This is a genomic window from Subtercola lobariae (assembly GCF_014640255.1).
Classification (GTDB): Bacteria; Actinomycetota; Actinomycetes; order Actinomycetales; family Microbacteriaceae; genus Subtercola; species Subtercola lobariae.
In genome coordinates this window covers 65,704-85,176 of the sequence record NZ_BMGP01000006.1, presented here as the reverse complement: position 1 = coordinate 85,176, position 19,473 = coordinate 65,704, and the positions used below count along the sequence as shown (strand labels likewise).

Annotated in this window: 19 protein-coding genes and 1 tRNA gene; 11 read left to right on the top strand and 9 right to left on the bottom strand. The window is 68.2% G+C overall.

What is annotated here, in order from left to right:
- Window positions 1-196 precede the first annotated feature (196 nt).
- The 5 genes from IEX24_RS15545 to IEX24_RS15525 form a co-directional block, all read right to left on the bottom strand.
- A complete protein-coding gene (locus tag IEX24_RS15545; RefSeq protein ID WP_188679868.1) occupies window positions 197-2,128 on the bottom strand; it encodes an FUSC family protein in 1,932 nt (643 codons plus the stop codon).
- Window positions 2,129-2,362: 234 nt separating this feature from the next.
- Window positions 2,363-3,631 carry a DNA alkylation repair protein gene (locus IEX24_RS15540; protein WP_188679866.1) on the bottom strand — a complete coding sequence of 423 codons (1,269 nt, stop codon included), beginning with the start codon at window positions 3,629-3,631 and terminating at the stop codon, window positions 2,363-2,365.
- 91 nt (window positions 3,632-3,722) lie between these two features.
- On the bottom strand, window positions 3,723-4,295 hold the full coding sequence (locus tag IEX24_RS15535; RefSeq protein ID WP_188679864.1) for an NADPH-dependent FMN reductase: 573 nt from the start codon (window positions 4,293-4,295) through the stop codon (window positions 3,723-3,725).
- A gap of 63 nt (window positions 4,296-4,358) precedes the next feature.
- A tRNA-Gly gene (locus tag IEX24_RS15530) sits at window positions 4,359-4,429 on the bottom strand.
- Between the two features lie 74 nt (window positions 4,430-4,503).
- Entirely contained in the window at window positions 4,504-5,331 is an 828-nt protein-coding gene (locus IEX24_RS15525) for a zinc-ribbon domain-containing protein (protein WP_188679861.1), read from the bottom strand.
- Between the two features lie 148 nt (window positions 5,332-5,479).
- On the opposite strand from IEX24_RS15525, the gene IEX24_RS15520 reads away from it, so the two are divergent.
- Window positions 5,480-5,989, top strand: coding sequence for a GIY-YIG nuclease family protein (locus IEX24_RS15520; protein WP_229715403.1), 510 nt, complete (start codon window positions 5,480-5,482; stop codon window positions 5,987-5,989).
- Here the strand turns inward: IEX24_RS15520 and IEX24_RS15515 are convergent.
- Window positions 5,983-6,552 carry a TetR/AcrR family transcriptional regulator gene (locus tag IEX24_RS15515; RefSeq protein ID WP_188679859.1) on the bottom strand — a complete coding sequence of 190 codons (570 nt, stop codon included), beginning with the start codon at window positions 6,550-6,552 and terminating at the stop codon, window positions 5,983-5,985. The genes IEX24_RS15520 and IEX24_RS15515 overlap by 7 nt on opposite strands.
- A gap of 151 nt (window positions 6,553-6,703) precedes the next feature.
- Between IEX24_RS15515 and IEX24_RS15510 the strand changes: the two genes are divergently transcribed.
- Window positions 6,704-8,269, top strand: coding sequence for an FAD-binding oxidoreductase (locus tag IEX24_RS15510; protein ID WP_188679857.1), 1,566 nt, complete (start codon window positions 6,704-6,706; stop codon window positions 8,267-8,269).
- A 151-nt stretch (window positions 8,270-8,420) separates the two neighbouring features.
- On the opposite strand, the gene IEX24_RS15505 is transcribed toward IEX24_RS15510, so the two are convergent.
- Window positions 8,421-9,092, bottom strand: a complete 672-nt coding sequence (locus IEX24_RS15505) for a hypothetical protein (protein ID WP_188679850.1) — start codon at window positions 9,090-9,092, stop codon at window positions 8,421-8,423.
- Between the two features lie 110 nt (window positions 9,093-9,202).
- Between IEX24_RS15505 and dcd the strand changes: the two genes are divergently transcribed.
- A complete protein-coding gene (gene dcd / locus IEX24_RS15500) occupies window positions 9,203-9,793 on the top strand; it encodes a dCTP deaminase (protein ID WP_188679849.1) in 591 nt (196 codons plus the stop codon).
- A gap of 39 nt (window positions 9,794-9,832) precedes the next feature.
- Here the strand turns inward: dcd and IEX24_RS15495 are convergent, their stop codons facing one another.
- Window positions 9,833-11,197, bottom strand: a complete 1,365-nt coding sequence (locus IEX24_RS15495; protein ID WP_188679847.1) for an NAD(P)/FAD-dependent oxidoreductase — start codon at window positions 11,195-11,197, stop codon at window positions 9,833-9,835.
- A 106-nt stretch (window positions 11,198-11,303) separates the two neighbouring features.
- Between IEX24_RS15495 and IEX24_RS15490 the strand changes: the two genes are divergently transcribed.
- Window positions 11,304-12,314, top strand: a complete 1,011-nt coding sequence (locus IEX24_RS15490; protein ID WP_188679845.1) for a hypothetical protein — start codon at window positions 11,304-11,306, stop codon at window positions 12,312-12,314.
- 18 nt (window positions 12,315-12,332) lie between these two features.
- Window positions 12,333-12,983 (top strand): HAD-IA family hydrolase, encoded by a 651-nt coding sequence (locus IEX24_RS15485; RefSeq protein ID WP_188679843.1) that lies wholly within the window; start codon window positions 12,333-12,335, stop codon window positions 12,981-12,983.
- Here the strand turns inward: IEX24_RS15485 and idi are convergent, their stop codons facing one another.
- Window positions 12,984-13,505, bottom strand: a complete 522-nt coding sequence (gene idi / locus IEX24_RS15480) for an isopentenyl-diphosphate Delta-isomerase (protein WP_188679841.1) — start codon at window positions 13,503-13,505, stop codon at window positions 12,984-12,986.
- Window positions 13,506-13,639: 134 nt separating this feature from the next.
- On the opposite strand from idi, the gene IEX24_RS15475 reads away from it, so the two are divergent.
- From IEX24_RS15475 to IEX24_RS15445, 6 genes are read left to right on the top strand one after another with little or no spacing between them, the layout of a single operon-like run.
- A complete protein-coding gene (locus tag IEX24_RS15475) occupies window positions 13,640-14,710 on the top strand; it encodes a polyprenyl synthetase family protein (RefSeq protein ID WP_188679839.1) in 1,071 nt (356 codons plus the stop codon).
- A complete protein-coding gene (locus IEX24_RS15470) occupies window positions 14,707-15,645 on the top strand; it encodes a phytoene/squalene synthase family protein (RefSeq protein ID WP_188679838.1) in 939 nt (312 codons plus the stop codon). The genes IEX24_RS15475 and IEX24_RS15470 overlap by 4 nt, the downstream gene beginning before the upstream one ends.
- Window positions 15,642-17,888, top strand: a complete 2,247-nt coding sequence (gene crtI / locus IEX24_RS19665; RefSeq protein WP_229715400.1) for a phytoene desaturase family protein — start codon at window positions 15,642-15,644, stop codon at window positions 17,886-17,888. The genes IEX24_RS15470 and crtI overlap by 4 nt, the downstream gene beginning before the upstream one ends.
- Window positions 17,888-18,262 (top strand): lycopene cyclase domain-containing protein, encoded by a 375-nt coding sequence (locus IEX24_RS15455; RefSeq protein WP_188679836.1) that lies wholly within the window; start codon window positions 17,888-17,890, stop codon window positions 18,260-18,262. The genes crtI and IEX24_RS15455 overlap by 1 nt, the downstream gene beginning before the upstream one ends.
- On the top strand, window positions 18,259-18,579 hold the full coding sequence (locus IEX24_RS15450) for a lycopene cyclase domain-containing protein (protein WP_188679834.1): 321 nt from the start codon (window positions 18,259-18,261) through the stop codon (window positions 18,577-18,579). The genes IEX24_RS15455 and IEX24_RS15450 overlap by 4 nt, the downstream gene beginning before the upstream one ends.
- The gene (locus IEX24_RS15445) at window positions 18,576-19,472 is read left to right on the top strand and encodes a prenyltransferase (protein WP_188679832.1); all 897 of its coding nucleotides are present in this window, start codon (window positions 18,576-18,578) and stop codon (window positions 19,470-19,472) included. Before IEX24_RS15450 ends, IEX24_RS15445 begins: the two co-directional genes overlap by 4 nt.
- The last annotated feature ends 1 nt before the right edge of the window (window position 19,473 follow it).

The following is a 19,473-nucleotide window of genomic DNA, read 5'->3' as shown; positions in this document are numbered from 1 at the left end:
TTCGAAACGGCACAGCGCGGAACTGTCTGCGCGGCAGTGTCTGCGTCTGAGTAGTCAGCGCAGCTCGTGCGCGTTCGCTCTAGCGTATTCGACCCGCAGTCGATCCGCGATTTCGCGGCGCACGTGTTCACCGCGCGGTCGATAGTCTCGGCGCCCAGCCGGCTTCGGCGGCTCAGATACTCGAGGAATCATGCAGTCAGGCGTCGACGAGGGCGTCGAGTAGCAGGGTGCGCACCTGAGCGATTGCGGCGATTGCGGCGTCGGTGCCGGGGGCAGGGGGCGATGGGGTCTTCGTGGGTTGCGCCGCGGCTGCCTCGCCGCGCGGGAGACGCGGCGTACTCGCGAGAGCGCGGCGTGCTGCGCCGACCGCTTTCGCGATGGCGCCCAGGCGCGCGGGGCTCGGGGGCGGCAGCGCGGCGGAGGGTACTGCCGAAGAGGGGGCCGCGGTGGGGGCTAGGCGGTCGACGAGGTCTGCCACGAGGGGCTCTAGTGCTGCGACTGCGGCGATCAGGTCGGCCGGGTGGGGGGAGTGGCGCCAGAGTCGGGTGAATCCGCGGTGGGAGCGAACGGCCCGCGCCACGGGTTCGACGAGGTCGAGTTTCTGCTCGAACAGGGCCAGCGCCGAAAGGCGCGCGGTGGGTTCGGTGCTCGGGTGAACGGCCACCGAGGCGGCGGCCAGAGCATCCGCCAGCCGCTTTCTGACCACCGCCTCAGTGCGTACCGGGAGGAGAAACCAGGAGGCGAGAACCCCGCAGAGGGCACCGACCACAATGGCCACAATGCGTTCGCCGAGCAGGGGGCCCCCTGTGAGCACGCTTGCGCCGGAGGCCGTTTGCAGCAGGGCGAGAATCACGGTGACGCCGGCCGCCCAGAAGGCGTAGTTGATGTCGCGCAGCCAGAGGGCGAAGAAGAGGATGGTGAAGATGGCGATGGTGACGGTGGTGCCGCCTTCTGCCCCGAGCATTTCGGTGAGGGCGACCACGGCGACGGTGCCCGCTACGGCGCCTGCCACGCGCAGGATGCTCTTGTACACCACGTCGCCGCGGCCGCGGTTTCCGGCGCAGACGATGAACGCAGTGAGTACCACCCAGGCCCAGTGGTCGGGGAAGACGAGGCGGCCCACGATGAACGCGGCGGCCAGCGCCACCGCGAGCTGCGCGGCCATGCGGGTGCTCGGGAGGATACGGCGGGGCTGCGGGCGGCTGGGTGGGGAAACGGCGACCCTGGTGGTCGGTGACGTGGCGGCTGTGGGCCGGGATGCGTCGGGTGATGTGGCGGCTGTGGGCCGGGATGCGTCGGGTGAAGTGGCGGCTGTGGGCCGGGATGCGTCGGGTGAAGTGGCGGCTGTGGGCCGGGATGCATCGGGTGAAGTGGTTGCATCGGCGGGCCGAGGCGGAGGGCCAACCATACCGTCGGCATCGGCGCCACCGGCCGCGGAGCCGCCCGCCGCTGCGTCACCGGCCGCGGAGCCCGCCACGCCATCGGCCGCGGCGTCGAGACGGGCCGACGCCTCGAGGTCTCGGCGGGGCAGAAAGCCCGACACGCGCGCCAACCACTGCAGCAGCTCGACCCACGCGACGGCCACCAGCGCCGCCACAACACTGATCGCAATCGCCAGCCACGCGGGCAACGAACGTGGCAATTGCACGGGAACAATGAGCACGGCCATCAGCGGCAGTGACAGAACCGATCCGAGGCGTGCGGCCCGGGGCCCGAACCGGCGCACCCAAATAGAGAGCGACAAGCCCAGGATGAACACCAGCGCTCCCACGGGGAACACCGTGCTGAACAGCCACGCCACCCCCGTCGCGGCGGCCGCCACCAACGGAATCAGCACGAACCGCTGCAGCAGAGCGCTCTCGCTGGCCTTACTCTCGGTGCGTGAGAACGTGATCGTCAGCACCACGGCGAGCACGGCCGGCGTGACTCCGACCGCGAGCGGCAGCCCGGCGAACCACATCGTGAAGAAGCTCGCGAGCGCTGCCGCCATGGTCACCACGGCCCGCCGCAACAGCAGCAGCCTCGGGTCGAACCGCGTCACGACGGCGGTGCGGTCGGCGGCGTTCTGCCGGGCATCCACTCGCCCGCCCGCCGCCCCCGCTCTCGCGCTCGCCGCCACCCTACTCATGCCCGAAATGTTACGCCGCAACGCGTCTCGGTGCTCTGCTCAAGATCTGCCGCTGCTGCCGCCTCGCTCGCGCTCGTCTCGGCCGCCCCGCTCCGCCCCGCTCCGCCCCGCTCCGCCCCGCTCCCGCTCCGCTTCCGCTCCGCTTCCGCTCCGCTCCCGCTCGTCCCGCGCTCCGGATCGGAGTTCTGGTGGGGCAGATCGGGGCGGGGCCGAACTACAGAGGTGTGCTGGAGGTCAAGGACCCGGGAGCTGATCGGCGCGGAGCAGAAACGCCGTGCGGCCCGAGGCGACGCCGTTCACCTGCACCTCGATGGCGTGCTCGCCGGGGTGGTATGTGCGAGTGGTGATGCGTTTGAACGAGTGGCGGCGCTCGTAGGTGACCGATTGCCCTGGGCCGAGTGTGGTCGTGGTGAGTTTGAAGACCTTGGTGGTCTGGGTTCCGTTGGCTTTGCGGTGATGAACGACGTAGTCGACGACGAGGGTCGCGGGCTGCGCGGTGGGGTTCGTCAGGCTCACGCTGAAGGCAAGCTCGTCGCCGATGGTGACTTCGACGAGCGGCAACGGGTTGAGCGGCACCGGGTCGAGCGGCACCGGGTTGAGCGGCACCGAATCGAGAAGGCCCCGACCGAGGAGGGCCCGGCCGAGGAGAGCAGAGTCGAGGTGCGCTGGGTCGAGAACCACTGGGTCGGGCGGCTCGGTTGCGCGCAACACCGGCCCGGTGACCGCGACGCCGTGGTTCGGCGAGAATCCGAACAGCGCCATAGTAGCCCCGTGGCCCTTCTTCACGAGAGAACGGAGGCCGTGCCGAACCACGTGGGCCGTATTGGCGTCGGGAGCGAGCATCCACTCAGCCGCAACCGATGCCGCCAGATCCGGGCTCTGCCGACTGAGGTCGTTGAGATGATTCGCCACCGAGCGCCGCACGTAGTCGCTCTCATCGCGATACAACGCGTTGATGATGGGCAGCGTGCTCTCGGGGTTCTCGAGCAGGGCCGCAACGCGTTTGGCCCACGGCAGAAACGCGCGCGTTCCTTCGCTCGCGAGGCGCCGAACGTGCGGGTCGGGGCTCTGCACCCAGCTCAGGATGGTCGGCAGCGCCCGCGCGAGGTCGGCCTGCAGCAGCCCACGAATCGCGAACTCGGCCGTGAGCCGCGGAGTCAGCTCTGCAAGCAGCGCCAACGCATCGTCGAAGTCGTCGGGCCGAACCGGGGGTTCGAGCGCCCGCGCCGAAACCGCCTCGGTCACCGGCCAGATCAGCCACCCCGTGAACCGCGCGTCGGTCATCGCGACGCGCACCGTGGCGGCCAACTCGGCCGCGCTGCCGGGCAGGTCGCTCAGCAGAGCGTCTTTCAGCAGCTCGCTGCGTTGCCGCAGAGCGAGCGGAGGCAGCTTCTCGGCGCTGGCCCGCAACGCGGCGAATGGATGCCCGGGCAGCACGCCCTCGAGCACCCCGATGAGTCTCGCCAGAACATCGGGCCCGAGTAGTTCGTCAGCGGTAGGCACCCACCCATCCTCCCGCGAACCACCGACACCGCCCGCCGCCGCTCGGTCGCGGGCCGTCAGCGTTCAGCGTTCGGCCGTCAGCCGTCAGCCGTCAGCCGTAGAGCTTCGCGCGCATCGTGGCCAGCTCAGGCCCGAGTATGGCCAGCTCGGCGAGCACGTTCACGAGGGCTGCGGTGTGAGCATCCGTCGGCGTGAACACCCCGTCGGCCACGTGCTGCCCCACGAACGTGAGCTCAATGCCGGCCATCGCCGCCACCATGCCCGTCGCCGCCATCACCGGGCGCATCGCCGCAACCCCACGGCTGCCGCTCGAGGCGCCGCCGTAGGCCACGAACGCGACCGGCTTGCGATGCCACTCTACGAAGAGGTAGTCGATGGCGTTTTTGAGCGCGGGCGAATAGCTGTAGTTGTACTCGGGGCTGATGAAGATGAACGCGTCGGTGCCGGCCACACGCTCACTCCAGGCGAACGTGTGCGGCAGGCTGTAGTCGTGAAAACGTGGATGCTTCGGCTCATCCATGAACGGAAGATCGAGCTCTTTCAGGTCGCAGAAGTCGACCTCGAACCGTTCATCGGCAGCGGCCACATCGCGCACCCATTCGGCGACCGGCAACCCCACCCGAACCGGGCGAACACTGCCCACGACGATCATCAGCTTGACCATTTGCGGCACCTCCTGCTTCAGCAGCATACTTCTGCGGCGCCAGCCGGGGCATCACTTCTTCAGAGCGAGTGACGGGAATCGAACCCGCGCTATCAGCTTGGGAAGCTGAAGTTCTGCCATTGAACTACACTCGCGTGCTCCCAGAATAGCAGCGCGTTCACCGACGCACTCGCAGGTTCACCGTGCTTCGGGATGCCCGGGGTCAGCCTCAGCGCAGGTAGGCGTTCACGATCAGATCTCCGCGAATGTCGCGCAGAGCATCCAGCAGCCGCGCGACCGACGCCGAGGTGACCCCGGATGCACGCACGTCGTGGGGCCCGAGCGGCTGCAGTTGTGCGCAGCGAACTCGCACCACTTCCCAGCCGGCAGCTCGCAACAACCGGTCTTTGCGGCGGTCGGCGACCTCCCGTTTGCCCACATGCTCGAGCCCGTGCCGCCCGATGGTGTCGTACTCGATGGCGACGCGGAGGTCGGCGATCACGATGTCGGGCCACACTTCGAGCCGACCGAAGAACGGCCTGCTCGTGCGAACAGCATTCGGCGTCAGATCGAGGTCGAGTCGTTCTGAAAGCAGCATCCGCAGCTTCGCTTCGGCCGCAGACGCTGGTTTCGGGGCCAGCGGGCTCACAAACGCTTCGCCCGCAGAAATTGAGCCCGCCGAGCCCGACGCGCCCGCCGCGCCGGCTGGGGCGCGCCCGGGCCGCCGTGGCTGCCGAGTCGCGGCGCGCTTCGGCACCGCCGCAGCAGAGCACTCGGGGCACCACGACGAACGCCGCCTCGTGCGCCCAGGCCGTTCGCGTTGTTCGGTCGGCGTAGCCACGAACGTGTGGCCCGAGTCGCAGCACCACGTGAGGTACACCTCGGCCGCGGGCGGAATCTGAGTCAGCGTGATGCCGTTGTTGAGGTCGGGGTGGTACTGCCGAATGAGCACCGGATACGGTTGCCAGTCAGCCCGGTAGCGCCCGATCGGGTAGGGCACCTCAGTCTCCTTCGACCGTTGCCTGCGCGCCCACCAGGCGCTGATGTTCTCTGCCATCGGTTCTCCCGACGCAGACGCTAGCGGCAGCCACTGTCAGCGGGGTGACGTAGCTTTGCGGCATGGAGCGGTGCAGCATCCACTCGCCTGAAGGCGGTGCAGTCAGCGGTGCGGCGAGCACTCGATTGAGCGATGCAGGCGAGAGTGGATGCCCGTACCCCGTCGACCCCGAAGCCCCCCTCGCGCTCTGCTCGCCGCCTACGATTTCGTGGCGCGAGACGTCGGCGTGACCGACGTGCTGCCCACCCCGTGCCCGGCCTGCGGCTCGCGACTCGGCGTGCGTTACCCCTCGGGCTGGCTCTGCGCGGTCTGTGAATGGAAGCTCGGTGACGCGCCAGACGGCGAACTGACCGCACCGCGAGTGGATGTCGTGTATTACGTTCGCTCGGCGAACACCATCAAGATCGGCACCTCAGCTAATCCGCGTGGGCGGCTCGCTCAGCTGCACTTCGACGAGCTGCTCGCCTTCGAACGCGGCGACCGCCTCCTCGAGCGTCGCAGGCACAAGCAGTTCGCGAGCCACCGCATCGCCGGCAGCGAGTGGTTCACTGCGAACGAGGCTCTCGAGCAGCACGTCTCGGCACTTCGCGCCGGAGTAGACGACCCCTGGGGGCTCTACCACCGCTGGGTGAGCGAGGCTATCGCGTTACGCTACTGAGCTGCAGCAGTGAGCCCTTTGAGCTCATCGAGGCAGGCGTGGATGCACTGGGCGAAGGTCACCTCGGGGCCGGCGCCCACCCACGTGTCGAAGCCCACCTTGAAGACGCTCACGCCCGACTCGGCGGCCATTGTCGCCGCCAGCTCGGGCACTCCGCGACCGTGCAGTGCGTGCGCTGCCGCTGCACTCAAGGCGTCGAGCTTCAGCAGCTCGCGCTCGTGCAAGCTCGCGTTCGCCGCCACGACGGCGGCCCGCTGAATGGAGTAGGGCCGGTTCGGCTCCATGCGCTCGGCCGCCTCCTGCATGGCAGCCGTCACGATATCGATGGGAGCCATGTTCACCGGAGCCCCCGTGATGGCGCCGACCACACCAGAGAGCAGCTCACCCGACCCCTCGAAGAGCACTTCACGCTTGTCGCTGAAGTACCGAAAGAACGTGCGTTCGGTCACCCCGGCTCGCTGAGCGACTTCGAGGGCGGTGGTCTGCTCGAATCCGCGCTCGGTGAAGAGCTCCAGTGCGCTCTGCATGAGGCGCCCCCGAGCATCCGGTTTCCATCGGCCCATGCGGCCATTCTACTGAACGGGGCGGGTGCGATGTCGGGCGCTGACATGACCCACGTGAGTCGCCGCAACGCCGCTTCGACGCCGCTGCCGTCGCGACCCCGCCCCGTCATGTCGCCCGCGCGCCCCACCGCTGACGCCCTAGGCTTCTGCCATGAGCCCACTCTCACGGCGGCAGTTCTTGCTCACGGCCGGCACCTCGGTCGCCGCGGCCACGTTGCTCGCGGCCTGCTCGGGCCCGGGGCCCACCCCCGTCTCGCCAACCGCGACGCCCACCTCCACACCGGCGGGCCTTCCCGTCTGGACAGACCTCGCCACCCAGGTGAAAGGCACCCTCGTTCTGCCGAGTGACGCGAGCTACGCCACCGTGAAGCTCACCGAGAACCCGCGCTTCGACGGCGCCCAGCCGCTTGCGATACTGCAAGCATCCTCAGCCGCCGATGTCGCGGCCGGCCTCGCCTTCGCGGCGAAGTACGCGCTGCCCCTCGCCCTGCGCGCCGGGGGGCACAACTACGAGGGCTGGTCTGCGGGTGGCGCGCCCGGCACGGGAGTACCGGCGTCATTCGTCATCAGCACCGCCACCCTCACCGATGTCACCCTCAGCTCTGATCAGAGCACCGTGCAGGTGGGCGCCGGCGCCAGTCTCGCGCAGGTCTACAACACGGTCGGCACCGCGGGCCGGGCCGTCGCGGGCGGCTCCTGCGCGACGGTCGGCGTCACCGGGCTCACCCTGGGCGGCGGCGTCGGCGTGCTCGTTCGCGCCTTCGGCCTCGCCTGCGACCAGCTCACCGGAGTCGAGATCGTGACCGCCGATGGCACGGTGCACGAGACCAGCGCCAGCACCGACTCCGACCTGTTCTGGGCGTGCCAGGGCGGTGGTGGTGGCACCCTCGGCATTGTCACCGGTCTCACGTTCGCCACCAAAGCGGCCCCGCCCGTCACCACCTGGTACGTCGAGTGGCCGTGGTCGGCCGCGGCCGACGTGATCGCAGCCTGGCAGACCTGGGCGCCGTCGGCCGACAACGATCTCTGGTCGACCCTGAAATTGCTCGGCGGCGAAACGCATCAGGGCGACCCGAGCGTCTCGGTCTCCGGCACCTGGATCGGTGAGCAATCAGCGCTCGCGGCCCAGCTCGCTCCCCTGCTGAACGGAGTGAGTGCGTCGCCCACCACGAACCAGTCGTTCCACCACACCTACGTCGACGCGATGATGATCGAGGCGGGCTGCCAGAACACTCCCATCGCCCAGTGCAACACCGGCCCCGGGGGCGCACTCACCCGTGAACCGTCGTCGGGAACATCCAACATCGGTTACACCACCCTCGACTCGTCGGGAATTAGCGACCTCATCGCCCAGGTCAACGCGGCGCAGAACGTTTCGGGCATGACCGAGGGCGGCATATCGATGGATGCTCTGGGGGGCGTCGTGGCGACCGTCGACCCTTCGGCAACGGCCTTCGTGCACCGCAAGGCGCTGATGACCGTGCAATATACGGCGACTTTCGCGGTGGGCGCAGACCCCGCACCCTTCGATGCGTACGTGCGTACCTTTCGCACGACCATGACGAACCACTGGCAGAACTGGGCCTACGTGAACTACTGCGATGCCACGGTTCCCGACGCCGACACCGCCTACTTCGGCGCGAACCTGCCGCGCCTGACCCAACTCAAGCAGCAGTACGACCCGCACAACCTCTTCACGCAGCCGCAGTCGTATTGACAGGTCGGACTACTCGTCCACCCGCCTGCCCCACGCGCCGCCCACCCGCCGGCCCGGCGCGCGGAGCGACACTTGCGGACCACAGCGACCGCCTAGGCGCTCGCTCTCGCCCGGAGACATCGCGGTCGCGGCCGACGGGTTGCGCGCGGGGTCAGCAGTCGGCGTTGAAGTCGATCGGTACGGTGATGCCTGTGATGGCGCCGTTCGTCGCGGTGACCACCGTGCCCACCGTGCTAGAACTGCCGCCCGGAGTGGCCGACTCGAGCGCGTCTTGGTAGGTGCCGTCATCGCGGGTGAGCGCAGACGAAGGCAGATTCGCGATGTACGACTTCCAGCTTCCGCCCACGCGCGCGCCGAGAGCGGTGCTCACGTCGACCGTGGTCGGTGCGGTGCTTGCCGACAGGATGAACGTGCTGGCCGCCGAGGCATCAGAACCCAGGTACGTGAGTTTCACTGCGCCCCAGTCGTACGTGGTCTGGTCGGCGTTGCACTTTCCGGCAGGCAAGAACGTCGGCTGCACGCTGCCGAAAGCCACGGTCAGGGCGTTGACCGCCGGAGTTACTCCGTCGAAGTACCCCGCGTTGATAGTGCCCTCCGACGCCGAGACGACGATGCCGTCGGCATCGAGCGTGACGCTCTTCGCGCTCGCCGGCTCCGGTGTCGCGGTTCCGGTGGTGGTCGACGTCGGCGTCGTGGTCGGCCCGGGTGTCACCGTCACCGTGACGGTGGGCGCCGGGGTCGCTGCACCCGAGCATCCGGCGAGCACAACGGTGGTCAGGGCGGTGGCCGTCAACACGGCGGCAAGGCGGGGGAGTCGATTCACGCCCCCCAGTATGGCGTGCCGCCCACCGCTGCATCCGCGGTCGCCCGCATGGCGCTCCCGTGTCGACCCCGCCGCCACGAACGCGGCGCGCCGAAAGGTAAGCTGGCGGCGTGCTTCTCAGCGACCGCGATATCAGGGCCGAACTCGACAGCGGGCGCGTCGGGCTCGCGCCGTATGAGCCCGCTATGGTGCAGCCGTCGAGCGTCGACGTGCGGCTCGACCGCTTCTTTCGGCTGTTCGACAACCACAAGTACCCGTTCATCGATCCGGCCGAAGACCAACCCGAGCTGACCCGCCTCATCGAGGCGAAGGCAGACGAGCCGTTCATCCTTCACCCCGGCGAATTCGTTCTCGGCTCGACCTACGAGCAGGTCACGCTGCCCGACGACATCGCCGCGCGCCTCGAGGGCAAGAGCTCGCTCGGCCGGCTCGGCCTGTTGACTCACTCGACCGCAGGGTTCATCGACCCCGGATTCTCGGGCCACGTCACCCTCGAGCTGTCGAACGTGGCCACTCTGCCCATCAAACTCTGGCCCGGAATGAAGATCGGCCAGCTCTGCTTCTTTCAACTCTCGTCTGCCGCCGAGCATCCGTACGGCTCAGCACAGTACAGCTCGCGTTACCAGGGCCAGCGCGGGCCCACCGCCTCACGCTCGCACCTCAACTTTCACCGCACTGACGTCTCGGGCGACCCCGCCTAACCGCGCCTCGCCCCCGATGCGGCGACCCGCTGGGCCCACTCAACCCGCGCTGTCGTTCTTGGGCAGCGCGTCGAACGACTCCTCGAAGATGTGCCGCGGATGCTGCGTCACCGCGAGCGACACCGTTTCGCGCCCGGTGGCGGCCTCGACAGCCCAGCCCGCGATGACGCGAATCTTGCGCCGAACCGTCGGAATCACCGCCCCGTGGTACGCCCGGTGCGCCAGCCACGCCGGCAGATTGCGCAGTTTCACGCCGCGAATGGGCCCGAGGTTCAGCAGCGCGGCACCGTGGCCGACCCCGAACCCGGCAATCGTTCCGAGCGAGGCGTGCCGATACTCGTGCACTTCTTCGCCCCGGATGCTCGCCAGAATGCTGTGCGCCAGAAGTACTCCTTGACGCAACGCGTTCTGCGCGTTCGGCGGATAGTACGCCGGCTGCTTCGCGGCCGTCAGATCGGGAATCTGAGCGTTGTCACCCACCGCCCACGCCCCTTCGACGACCGACCCGTCATCTCGTACCACCTGCAAGCGAGTGTTCGCCACCACGTGCCCCTTCGGCCCGCGCGGGGCGTTCGTGTGGTCGAGCGCCGGGTTCGGTTGCACGCCGGCTGTCCAGATGATGGTGTCGGCCGGCACGATCTCACCCGTGCTGAGCTCGACGTTTCCGTCGACCGCCGAGGTGATGGTGGTCTTCAGCCGCACGTCGATACCGCGCTCGCGGAGTTGCTCGAGGCTCCACTTCGAGAGCTCGGGCCCGACTTCCGGCGCGATGCGGTCGAGCGCCTCGATCAGCACCCAGTGCAGCTCTGAGATGTCGAGCGCGGGGTTTGCGCGCACCGCGATCTTGCTGAGGTCGCTCAGTTCGCTGAGGGCTTCGACGCCGGTGTATCCGCCGCCGACCACCATGAACGTGAGGGCCTTGGCCCGGGCATCCGCATCGGTGTGTGCAGCAGCAAGAGCAACCTGTTCGAGCACGCGGTTGTGCGTGTAGACGGCCTCTTCGATGGTCTTGAAGCCCACCGCGTTGTCGTGCAGCCCTGGGGTCGGGAAGACGCGCGTCACGGCGCCGAGCGCGAACACCACGTGGTCGTAGTCGAGGTCGAGTTCAGACCCATCGACAGCAGTCACGCGCGCGGTCTTGGCATCGACGTCGAGCGAAGCCAGCGAGCCGCGGATGATCCGCGAACCCCGAAGCGTTCGCCGCAGCGACACCGCAACATCGCTCGCCGCCACGTGCCCGCCGGCCACCTCGGGCAGCAGCGGCTGGTACGTCATATAAGGATTGCGGTCGACCACCACGATGTCGAGCGGAGTCTCGCCTCGATGCCGTTGCAGGCCGAGGGCGGTGTAGAGGCCGGCGTATCCGCCGCCGAGAATGAGAACGCGCTGCTGGCGAGGAGTCATGCCTTCGAGCGTAGGCGCGTAGCCTGCCCGCGACCAGCCCCCCGTCTGCTGCTGCGAGTGTCGTGGGCACAGCCCCAGATGCAGCCGAGCGAGGCAAGATGGAGGGATGACCGACCCAGGCGACGACATCACCGCACTCAAGCGGCTCGTCTACGCCCGCGACACTTCCGCTGCCGAACGCGAAGCCGCCGCTGCGAGTCTCGCGAACGCTGAAGCGTCCGAGGCGCAACGGGCCGAAGAGCGTCGCGCCGCCGAGTCGAATGCGGTGGCTCTAGCGGCAGCGGATGCACTGCGGCGCCAGCACCGACGCCGAGTCACGGCGCGAATCGCCATCTCCACTGGCGCGGCGGCCGTGATCGCCATCATCGCCATCGCGGGCATGGCGACCTTCGGCGGCTCGGGGCTTTCCGCGTTGAGCGATGCCGCTGCAGCCGGATCGCCTGGCGCCGCCGCCTCGACCGTCGCCGGCTCGCCGCTTCAGGGTTCGGCGCCTGATACCGCGCCGGGAAGCTCCGGCGAGGCGCCGGGCACGGGCTCGGGGGCCGCGGGTTCAACCTCAGACCCCGGCTCGGGCGCCGCGGGTTCGACCTCAGCCGCCAGCGCGGGCGCCGCGGGTGACGCGGCCTCAGCTGCCGCCGCCTCTTCCGCGGCAGCGGCCTCGGCCGCCGGCGCCGCCGCAGCCTCCGGCCAGACCGGCCTCATCGTGCCGGGCACGGCGTCGAGCGCCTCCGTGCAACTGCTGGCGCCCGCGTTCGCGCCCGCCACGATCTTCTCGAACGCGCAAGCCGCCGCCGATCATCCCGGCACCGTCATACCCGGCGACACCGTGGAATCGTCGTATCGGCTGCTCAGCCGCGGCCAGTACACCCCCGGCTCCGCCTTCGCCGCGCTGACCCCCGACGGCCGAGTCTGCCTCGTGGTGTTCGGCGGAACCACCGACTACGGCGAAACCTGCCAGAGCGCAGAGATCGCCGAGATGAACGGATTGCAGGCGAGTGTGACTACCTCGACCATCCTGAGCCCCCGTTCGGGCTCGAACATGGTGGTGCAAGCTCGTTTCGATGCCAATTGGCAGGCCGACGGCGGCTTTCAGCTGACGGTGACTGACCCGCACTAGCCGCGATAGCCTCGAAGAGTGACCTCCTCGCCCTCTCGAACGCTCGCCGCCGCCCTTTTCGACCTCGATGGCACCCTCATTGACTCGACGCCCGCGGTCAACCGCTCGTGGATTCGCTGGGGCGAAGAATGGGGCATGACGCCCGACTTTCGCGAAGGGATGCACGGCCGGCCCGCTCGCGACATCATCGCCGCGCTCGTGCCCGAAGACCGCTTCGAGGCCGCGTTCAACCGGGTCGCCGAGCTCGAACTCGCCGACGTCGACGACATCGTGGTGCTCGACGGGGCAGCCGAGCTGCTCGGCAGCTTCGACGATTCCAGGCGCGCGATCGTGACCTCGTGCACCCGGCCGCTCGCGGCGGTTCGCATCGCTGCCACCGGCATTCCGGCGCCCTCCGTCGTCGTGACAGTCGACGACACCGTGCGCGGCAAGCCCGACCCCGACCCGTTTCTCGAGGGTGCGCGCCGACTCGGCGTCGACCCGCGCGACTGCGTGGTGTTCGAAGACGCCCCCGCCGGCCTCGCCGCCGCGCGAGCCGCCGGATGCTTCACGGTCGCCGTGGTGGGCACGCACCAGGCCGCCGAACTCGACGCCGACATCGTGGTCGCCTCGCTGGCCGACATCGTGGTGACGCCAACCGAGGGAGGGTTCACCCTCCAGACCCGGTGACTAGCCGAGCAATTGCGGCAGCTGCAGCGACAGCCACGGGCTGAACGCCCACGGGGTCGCCTCGATGGCGGCCAGCAGACGCGACGGCTCGGCCCACTGCGTCTCGGCTACTTCGTCGGGGTTGGGCGCCAGAGCATCCGTCAGCGTCGCCACATACACCGGGCAGATTTCGTTCTCGACCACGCCAGAGGCGTCGACGGCACGGTAGCGAAAATCGGGCAGCGCGAGTTCGAGCGAAGCCAGAGTCACGCCGAGCTCGGCTGCAGCGCGGCGGCGCACGGCCGACTCCATTCCCTCGTCGGGCCCCGGGTGGCCGCAGAACGAGTTGGTCCACACGCCCGGCCACGTGCGCTTGGTCAGCGCTCGCCGGGTGACGAGGATGCGCCCGGCTTCGTCGAAAATATGGCACGAGAAAGCGAGGTGCAACGCGGTGTGGCTGGTGTGCACGAGCGCTTTGTCGGCGACACCGATAGGCAGCCCGGCGTCAGACAGCAGCACCACCTGTTCGTTGGTGAGGGTCATGGCACCTTCTTCCCGCTTCGCGACGCCTTTCACAGCCAGCCGAGCATACCTTTCAGCAGAGCAGTTCAGGTATCCGAGCGCAAGGGCTTGACGGCTTCAGCGGATCTTTTGGCACCGTGGGTTACGCTCGCAGAGTGGACCCATACGACCTCGTCGTCGAGGCGCAGCGCCGACAGAGTCAGGTCGATGCTGTGCTCGACCGCTTCTTCAGCCTCGCCAAGAGTCGGGCGAGCGCGGTCGGCCCGCGGTACCTGACCCTCTGGCAGACGCTCGAACGCAATTCAGCGGGCGGCAAGCGCTTTCGGCCCACCATGGTGATGGGTGCGTACGAGGCTCTGGGCGGCACCGATCACGAGGCCGCCGCACACGTTGGGGCGGCCTTCGAACTGCTGCACACCGCGCTCATCGTGCACGACGACGTGATCGACCGCGACTTCATCAGGCGCGGCGGCGTCAACGTGTCTGGCGTCTACCGTGACTTCGCTCAAACAGCGGGCATTCCGGTGCCGGCCGCCGAGCATCGCGGGCTTTCGGTGGCCGTGATCGCCGGTGACCTCGCCCTGTTCAACGCGTTCCGCATGATCGACAAGGCGGGCGTTGGCGACGAGATGCGCACCCGGCTGCACGACATCTTCGATGAAGCCATGTTCGCGTCGGCCGCAGGAGAGCTGCTCGACGTCGACTTCTCTCAGCTCAAGTCAATGCCAACGGTCGACGAAGTCGTCGACATGGAACGACTGAAGACGGCCGTCTACTCGTTCGAAGCGCCGGTCGAGGCTGGCGCCGTGCTGGCGGGCGCGCCCGAAGAGGCCGTCTCGGCGCTCGCGATGTTCGGCCGCAACATCGGCATCGCCTATCAGCTGGTGGATGATCTGCTCGGCGTCTTCGGAGACGAAGCCGCCACCGGCAAAACGACCATCGGCGACCTTCGCGAGGGCAAGCGCACCGCGCTCATCGCGTACGCCTCGGCTCGCCCCGAGTGGATCGAGATCTCGCGCTGGCTCGGCCTGCCCGACCTGACGAGGGCACAAGCGGGCGTGGTGCGCACCGCGCTCGAAGACTGCGGAGCACGTCAGTACGCCGAAGATCTGGCGCGCGAGTACGCGAGCAGAGCATCCGCCGCCCTCGATTCGCCAGCTCTGCCCGAGGCGGCACGGGTCGAGTTTCGCCCGGTGATCGACTCTGTTCTCGACAGGGTGCGATGACGTCGGCCGCGCGCACGCTCTACGACACGGTGGCCATCGAGACCGCGAGCATCGTCATTCGCCGGTACAGCACGTCGTTCGGGCTGGCTTCGCGCCTGCTCGGGGGTGAGGTGCGACAGCACGTCTCGAACATCTACGCGCTCGTGCGGCTGGCCGACGAAGTCGTCGACGGGGTCGCGGCATCGGCCGAACTGGCGCCCGATGACATTGCGAAACTGCTGTCGACCCTCGAGCACGAGACGCTCGACGCCATCGCGGTGGGTTACAGCACGAATCTCGTGGTGCACGCGTTCGCGCTCACCGCTCGCGAGGTGTCGTTCGGCGCTGAACTCGTGGAGCCGTTCTTCGCTTCGATGCGGGCAGATCTGACCGAGGTCGAGCACACCCCCGAGAGCTTCGCCCGCTACGTGTACGGCTCAGCTGAGGTCGTGGGCTTGATGTGCCTCGCTACATTCCTGCACGGGCATATAGTTGCGGATGTTCGGCGAGCCGCCCTCGTCGACGGAGCCTGTCACCTCGGCGCTGCCTTTCAGAAGATCAACTTCTTGCGTGACCTCGCCGCGGATTTCGCGGGGCTCGGCCGCAGCTACTTTCCGGGCGTCACCGTGTCGACGTTCAGCGAGGAGTCGAAGGCCGCGATTCTCGACGACATCGACAACGATCTGCGTATCTCACGGGCGGTGCTCGGCGACTTGCCGCCGTCGAGCCGGCGCGCGGTTGCTCTCGCGCAGGGCCTGTTCGCCGAGCTGACCGTTCGGCTGCGCTCGACGCCAGCAGCGGTGCTGGCCGAGACGCGCATTCGGGTGCCGAACCCGGTGAAGCTCCGTATCGCGGCGTCGGCCGCGGCAGGGCGACTGCCACCGACGCCGCAGCACCGTGTGCCGGTCAGCTCGCCACTTCAGCCCCGCCCGCCCCTCTCGAAGGAGCCTCGATGAGTGCAGACGACCCGCGCGCTAACCCTGACTTCGACGAAGCAGTGCCGCCAGATCAGGCAGAGACGGTGGAGATCACTCGACTCGTCGAGATCGACGGTTCAGAAACGGTCGAGATCGCCCGGCTGATCGAGGGTGACGCCTTCGATGACGTGCTCGGCTCCGCCAAGCCGCACGCCGTCGTCATCGGCGCCGGCATCAGCGGGCTTGCCGCGGCGGGCTTGCTCGCCCGCGAGGGCTACCGCGTGACGGTCGTCGAGAAGCAGAGCGCGGTCGGCGGTCGAGCGGGTTTGTGGGAGAAAGACGGCTTTCGGTTCGACACGGGGCCTTCGTGGTACCTGATGCCTGAGGTGTTCGACCACTTCTACCGGCTGATGGGCACGACCGCCGCCGATCAACTTGACCTGCAGAAGCTCGACCCGGGCTACCGGGTGCTGTTTCAAGACGAGTACAACGCCATCGACATCGCGGCCTCGCGCGAAGAGAACCTCGATCTGTTCGAGTCACTCGAGCCCGGCTCGGGTGTGCGCATGGCCGGGTATCTCGACTCGGCCGCCGAAACCTACGATCTGGCCAAGCAGTACTTCTTGTACTCCACCTTCGAAGATCTGCGCCCGCTTCTGAAAGGCCCGGTCACGCGGCGTTCGCCGCGGCTGGTGCGGCTGCTCGTCGAGTCTTTGAACAGCTTCGCGGGGCGCACTGTGCGTGACCCGCGGCTACTGCAGATTCTCGGCTACCCGGCCGTGTTTCTCGGGTCGTCGCCATATTCCACTCCGAGCATGTATCACCTGATGAGCCATCTCGACCTCGATGATGGGGTGCTCTACCCGCAGGGCGGCCTGAACACCGTCATCGAAACGATCGAGAAGCTCGCCGTCGACGCCGGGGTCGAGATCATCACCGATGCCAGCGTGACCCGCATCGTGACGACCGATGACGAGGTCGAAGCCGCCGCGCATCCCGAGCCCGAACCAGGCCCGTACGACTACGACACGCACGAGTTCGACACGAACGTGCTCGACCGCGACGAGCTGCGGCGGGTGCTGTCGGGCGAGGTCGACTACGACCCAGTGCGGCACGGTGGCGCGAGCGCGCAAAGGGTGAGCGGTGCGGGTGCGCCGGGAGCCGATGCGTCGCGCGCGAGCACAGCGGGCGGTGGCGGCGAGGGCGCGGGCACGACTGTCGGCGTTGGCGTTGCCGGCGGCGACGAACCCGCGATGAGCGAGGCGGCCTCGAAGGCCGGTGCGGTGCCGGCCCGCGTTTCGGGCATCCAGTACCTCGACGAGGCAGGAACGGCCCACTCGCTCGACGCCGACATCGTGGTGGCGGCCGCCGACCTCGAGCACGTCGAGACCACCATGCTGCTGCCTGAACTGCAAACCTACCCGGCGAGCTATTGGAAGAAGAAGGTGGCCGGCCCGAGCGCCGTGCTGATCTATCTCGGGGTGTCGGGCGAGCTGCCTGAGCTCTTGCACCACACGCTGTTCTTCACGAAGAGCTGGAAGGCCGACTTCACAAAAATCTTCGGAAAGACCGGCCCCGCGGGCCTCGGCCCCCGCGGGCAGACTTCGGTGCCGAGCCCCGCATCGATCTATGTCTGTCGGCCGAGCGCGACGGATGCCTCGGTGGCGCCCGAAGGCAGTGAAAACCTCTTCGTGCTGGTGCCGATTCCGGCCGACCCCGGCATCGGGCACGGCGGCGAAGACGGCAGCGGATCACCGCAGGTCGAGGCGATCGCCGACGAAGCCATTGCGCAGATCGCGAGCTGGGCGAAAATCCCTGATCTCGCTTCACGCATCACCGTTCGCCGCACCGTGGGGCCCGCCGATTTCGCGGCAGACCTCAACGCCTGGAATGGCACCGCCCTCGGCCCCGCCCACACTCTCGGCCAGAGCGCGTTCTTTCGCGCCGGCAACGTGAGTAAGAAGGTGAAGGGCCTCTACTACGCGGGCGGCTCCACCATTCCGGGTATCGGCTTGCCCATGTGTCTCATCAGCGCCGAACTCGTCATCAAGCGCCTGCGCGGCGACACCTCGACCACGGCTCTGCCCGAGCCGCCCCTGACGCTGCGCGACGAGGCGCGCGCACCCGAACCCGACTCGGCCGCGGCCGCCGGACCGGCTTCGGCCACCGCACCTGTCGCCGGACCGGCTTCGGCGACCGTGCCTGCCGCCGCCGCGCCTGCCGCCGCCGAACCGGCCACCGCGGCCGAACCGGCCACCGCCGCCGAACCCGACTCGGCCTGATGGGCGTTCTCTACCTGCTCGGCCTGCTCGTCGCCCTCACCGGAATGGTGCTGCTCGATCGCCGCTTTCACCTCTTCTTCTGGCGTGACGCGCGCCGCGCGGCCATCGTGCTCGCCGTAGGCGTGCTGTTCTTTCTCGGCTGGGACGCGGCCGGCATCAACCTCGGCATCTTCTTTCGCGGCGAAACCAGCTTCATGACCGGCATCGTCGTGGCCCGCGAGCTGCCCCTTGAAGAGCTCTTCTTTCTCGCCCTGCTCTGCTACCTCACCATGAACCTCTTCACGGCGGTCGGGCGGATGCTCGAGCGGTTCGCTCCCGAACGCACCGCTGCCGAGCATCCTGAGCCCCGGCGCGATCACGGGGAAGCGTCATGACGTATTGGGGCCTCAACGCGTTCTTTCTCGCCGCCGCGGTGCTGCTCGCCGTGATCGCTCGCGTCGTGCGTCGCCGCCCACGGATGCTGCCGCTCGTCATCACGGCCGTCGTTCTGCTCGTCATCACCGCGGTTTTCGACAATGTGATGATCTCGATCGGCCTGGTGGGGTACAACCGAGCACTCATTTCGGGAGTGTTCATCGGCGTGGCCCCGCTCGAAGACTTCGCTTACGCGCTCGGCGCCGTGCTGCTGCTGCCCGCGCTCTGGGCGTTGCTGCCTGCGCGACGTGCACGTGATGGGGCGGTGAAGCGGTGAGCACCTTCAGCCAGGTGCTGCTCTCGTCGCGACCGCTCTCGTGGATCAACACTGCGTTTCCCTTCGCGGCCGGCTACCTGCTCACGACCCGCGAGGTCGACCTCACGTTCGTGCTCGGCACCCTCTACTTTCTGATTCCGTACAACCTCGCCATGTACGGCATCAATGACGTCTTCGACTACGAATCCGACCTCAGAAACCCCCGCAAGGGCGGCGTCGAGGGCGCGGTGCTCAGCCGAAAGCTGCACAGACCCACTCTGATCGCGGCGGCGGCCACGAACATCCCGTTTCTCGTCTACCTCGTCATCGTGGGCTCACCGCTGTCGTGGCTGGTGCTCGCCATCAGCGTGTTCGCCGTAATCGCCTACAGTGCGCCGAAGCTGCGGTTCAAAGAGCGCCCGTTCGTCGATTCGCTCACCTCGAGCACACACTTCGTGAGCCCCGCTGTCTATGGCCTCGTTCTGGCGGGAGCGTTCTTCACGCCCGCACTCTGGGCGCTGCTCGCCGCCTACTTCTTATGGGGAGTCGCCAGCCACGCCTTCGGCGCCGTGCAAGACATCGTGGCAGACCGCGAGGCTTCGATCGCCTCTATCGCTACCGTCATCGGCGGTCGCCAGACCGTGCGTTTCGCGTTCTTCGCCTACGTTCTCGGCGGCATCCTGATGCTCTTCACCACGTGGCCCGGGCCGCTCGCCGCACTGCTCGCCGTGCCGTACGCGCTCAGCGTGCTGCCCTTCTGGTCGATCACCGATGCGGATGCCGAACGAGCCAACGCCGGCTGGCACCGTTTTCTCTACCTGAACTTCGCCACAGGCTTTCTCGTCACCCTGCTACTCATTTGGTACTGGGTCATCACACCCTTGCCGGGCTTCTACCTCGTCGGCACCTTCTGAC

Bases quoted from the DNA above. Each gene is read 5' to 3' on its own strand.
- IEX24_RS15545 (WP_188679868.1), bottom strand. From the start codon at position 2,128: ATGAGTAGGGTGGCGGCGAGCGCGAGAGCGGGGGCGGCGGGCGGGCGA.
- IEX24_RS15535 (WP_188679864.1), bottom strand. From the start codon at position 4,295: ATGGTCAAGCTGATGATCGTCGTGGGCAGTGTTCGCCCGGTTCGGGTG.
- IEX24_RS15525 (WP_188679861.1), bottom strand. From the start codon at position 5,331: ATGGCAGAGAACATCAGCGCCTGGTGGGCGCGCAGGCAACGGTCGAAG.
- IEX24_RS15520 (WP_229715403.1), top strand. From the start codon at position 5,480: ATGCCCGTACCCCGTCGACCCCGAAGCCCCCCTCGCGCTCTGCTCGCC.
- IEX24_RS15515 (WP_188679859.1), bottom strand. From the start codon at position 6,552: ATGGGCCGATGGAAACCGGATGCTCGGGGGCGCCTCATGCAGAGCGCA.
- IEX24_RS15510 (WP_188679857.1), top strand. From the start codon at position 6,704: ATGAGCCCACTCTCACGGCGGCAGTTCTTGCTCACGGCCGGCACCTCG.
- IEX24_RS15495 (WP_188679847.1), bottom strand. From the start codon at position 11,197: ATGACTCCTCGCCAGCAGCGCGTTCTCATTCTCGGCGGCGGATACGCC.
- IEX24_RS15490 (WP_188679845.1), top strand. From the start codon at position 11,304: ATGACCGACCCAGGCGACGACATCACCGCACTCAAGCGGCTCGTCTAC.
- idi (WP_188679841.1), bottom strand. From the start codon at position 13,505: ATGACCCTCACCAACGAACAGGTGGTGCTGCTGTCTGACGCCGGGCTG.
- IEX24_RS15470 (WP_188679838.1), top strand. From the start codon at position 14,707: ATGACGTCGGCCGCGCGCACGCTCTACGACACGGTGGCCATCGAGACC.
- crtI (WP_229715400.1), top strand. From the start codon at position 15,642: ATGAGTGCAGACGACCCGCGCGCTAACCCTGACTTCGACGAAGCAGTG.
- IEX24_RS15455 (WP_188679836.1), top strand. From the start codon at position 17,888: ATGGGCGTTCTCTACCTGCTCGGCCTGCTCGTCGCCCTCACCGGAATG.
- IEX24_RS15450 (WP_188679834.1), top strand. From the start codon at position 18,259: ATGACGTATTGGGGCCTCAACGCGTTCTTTCTCGCCGCCGCGGTGCTG.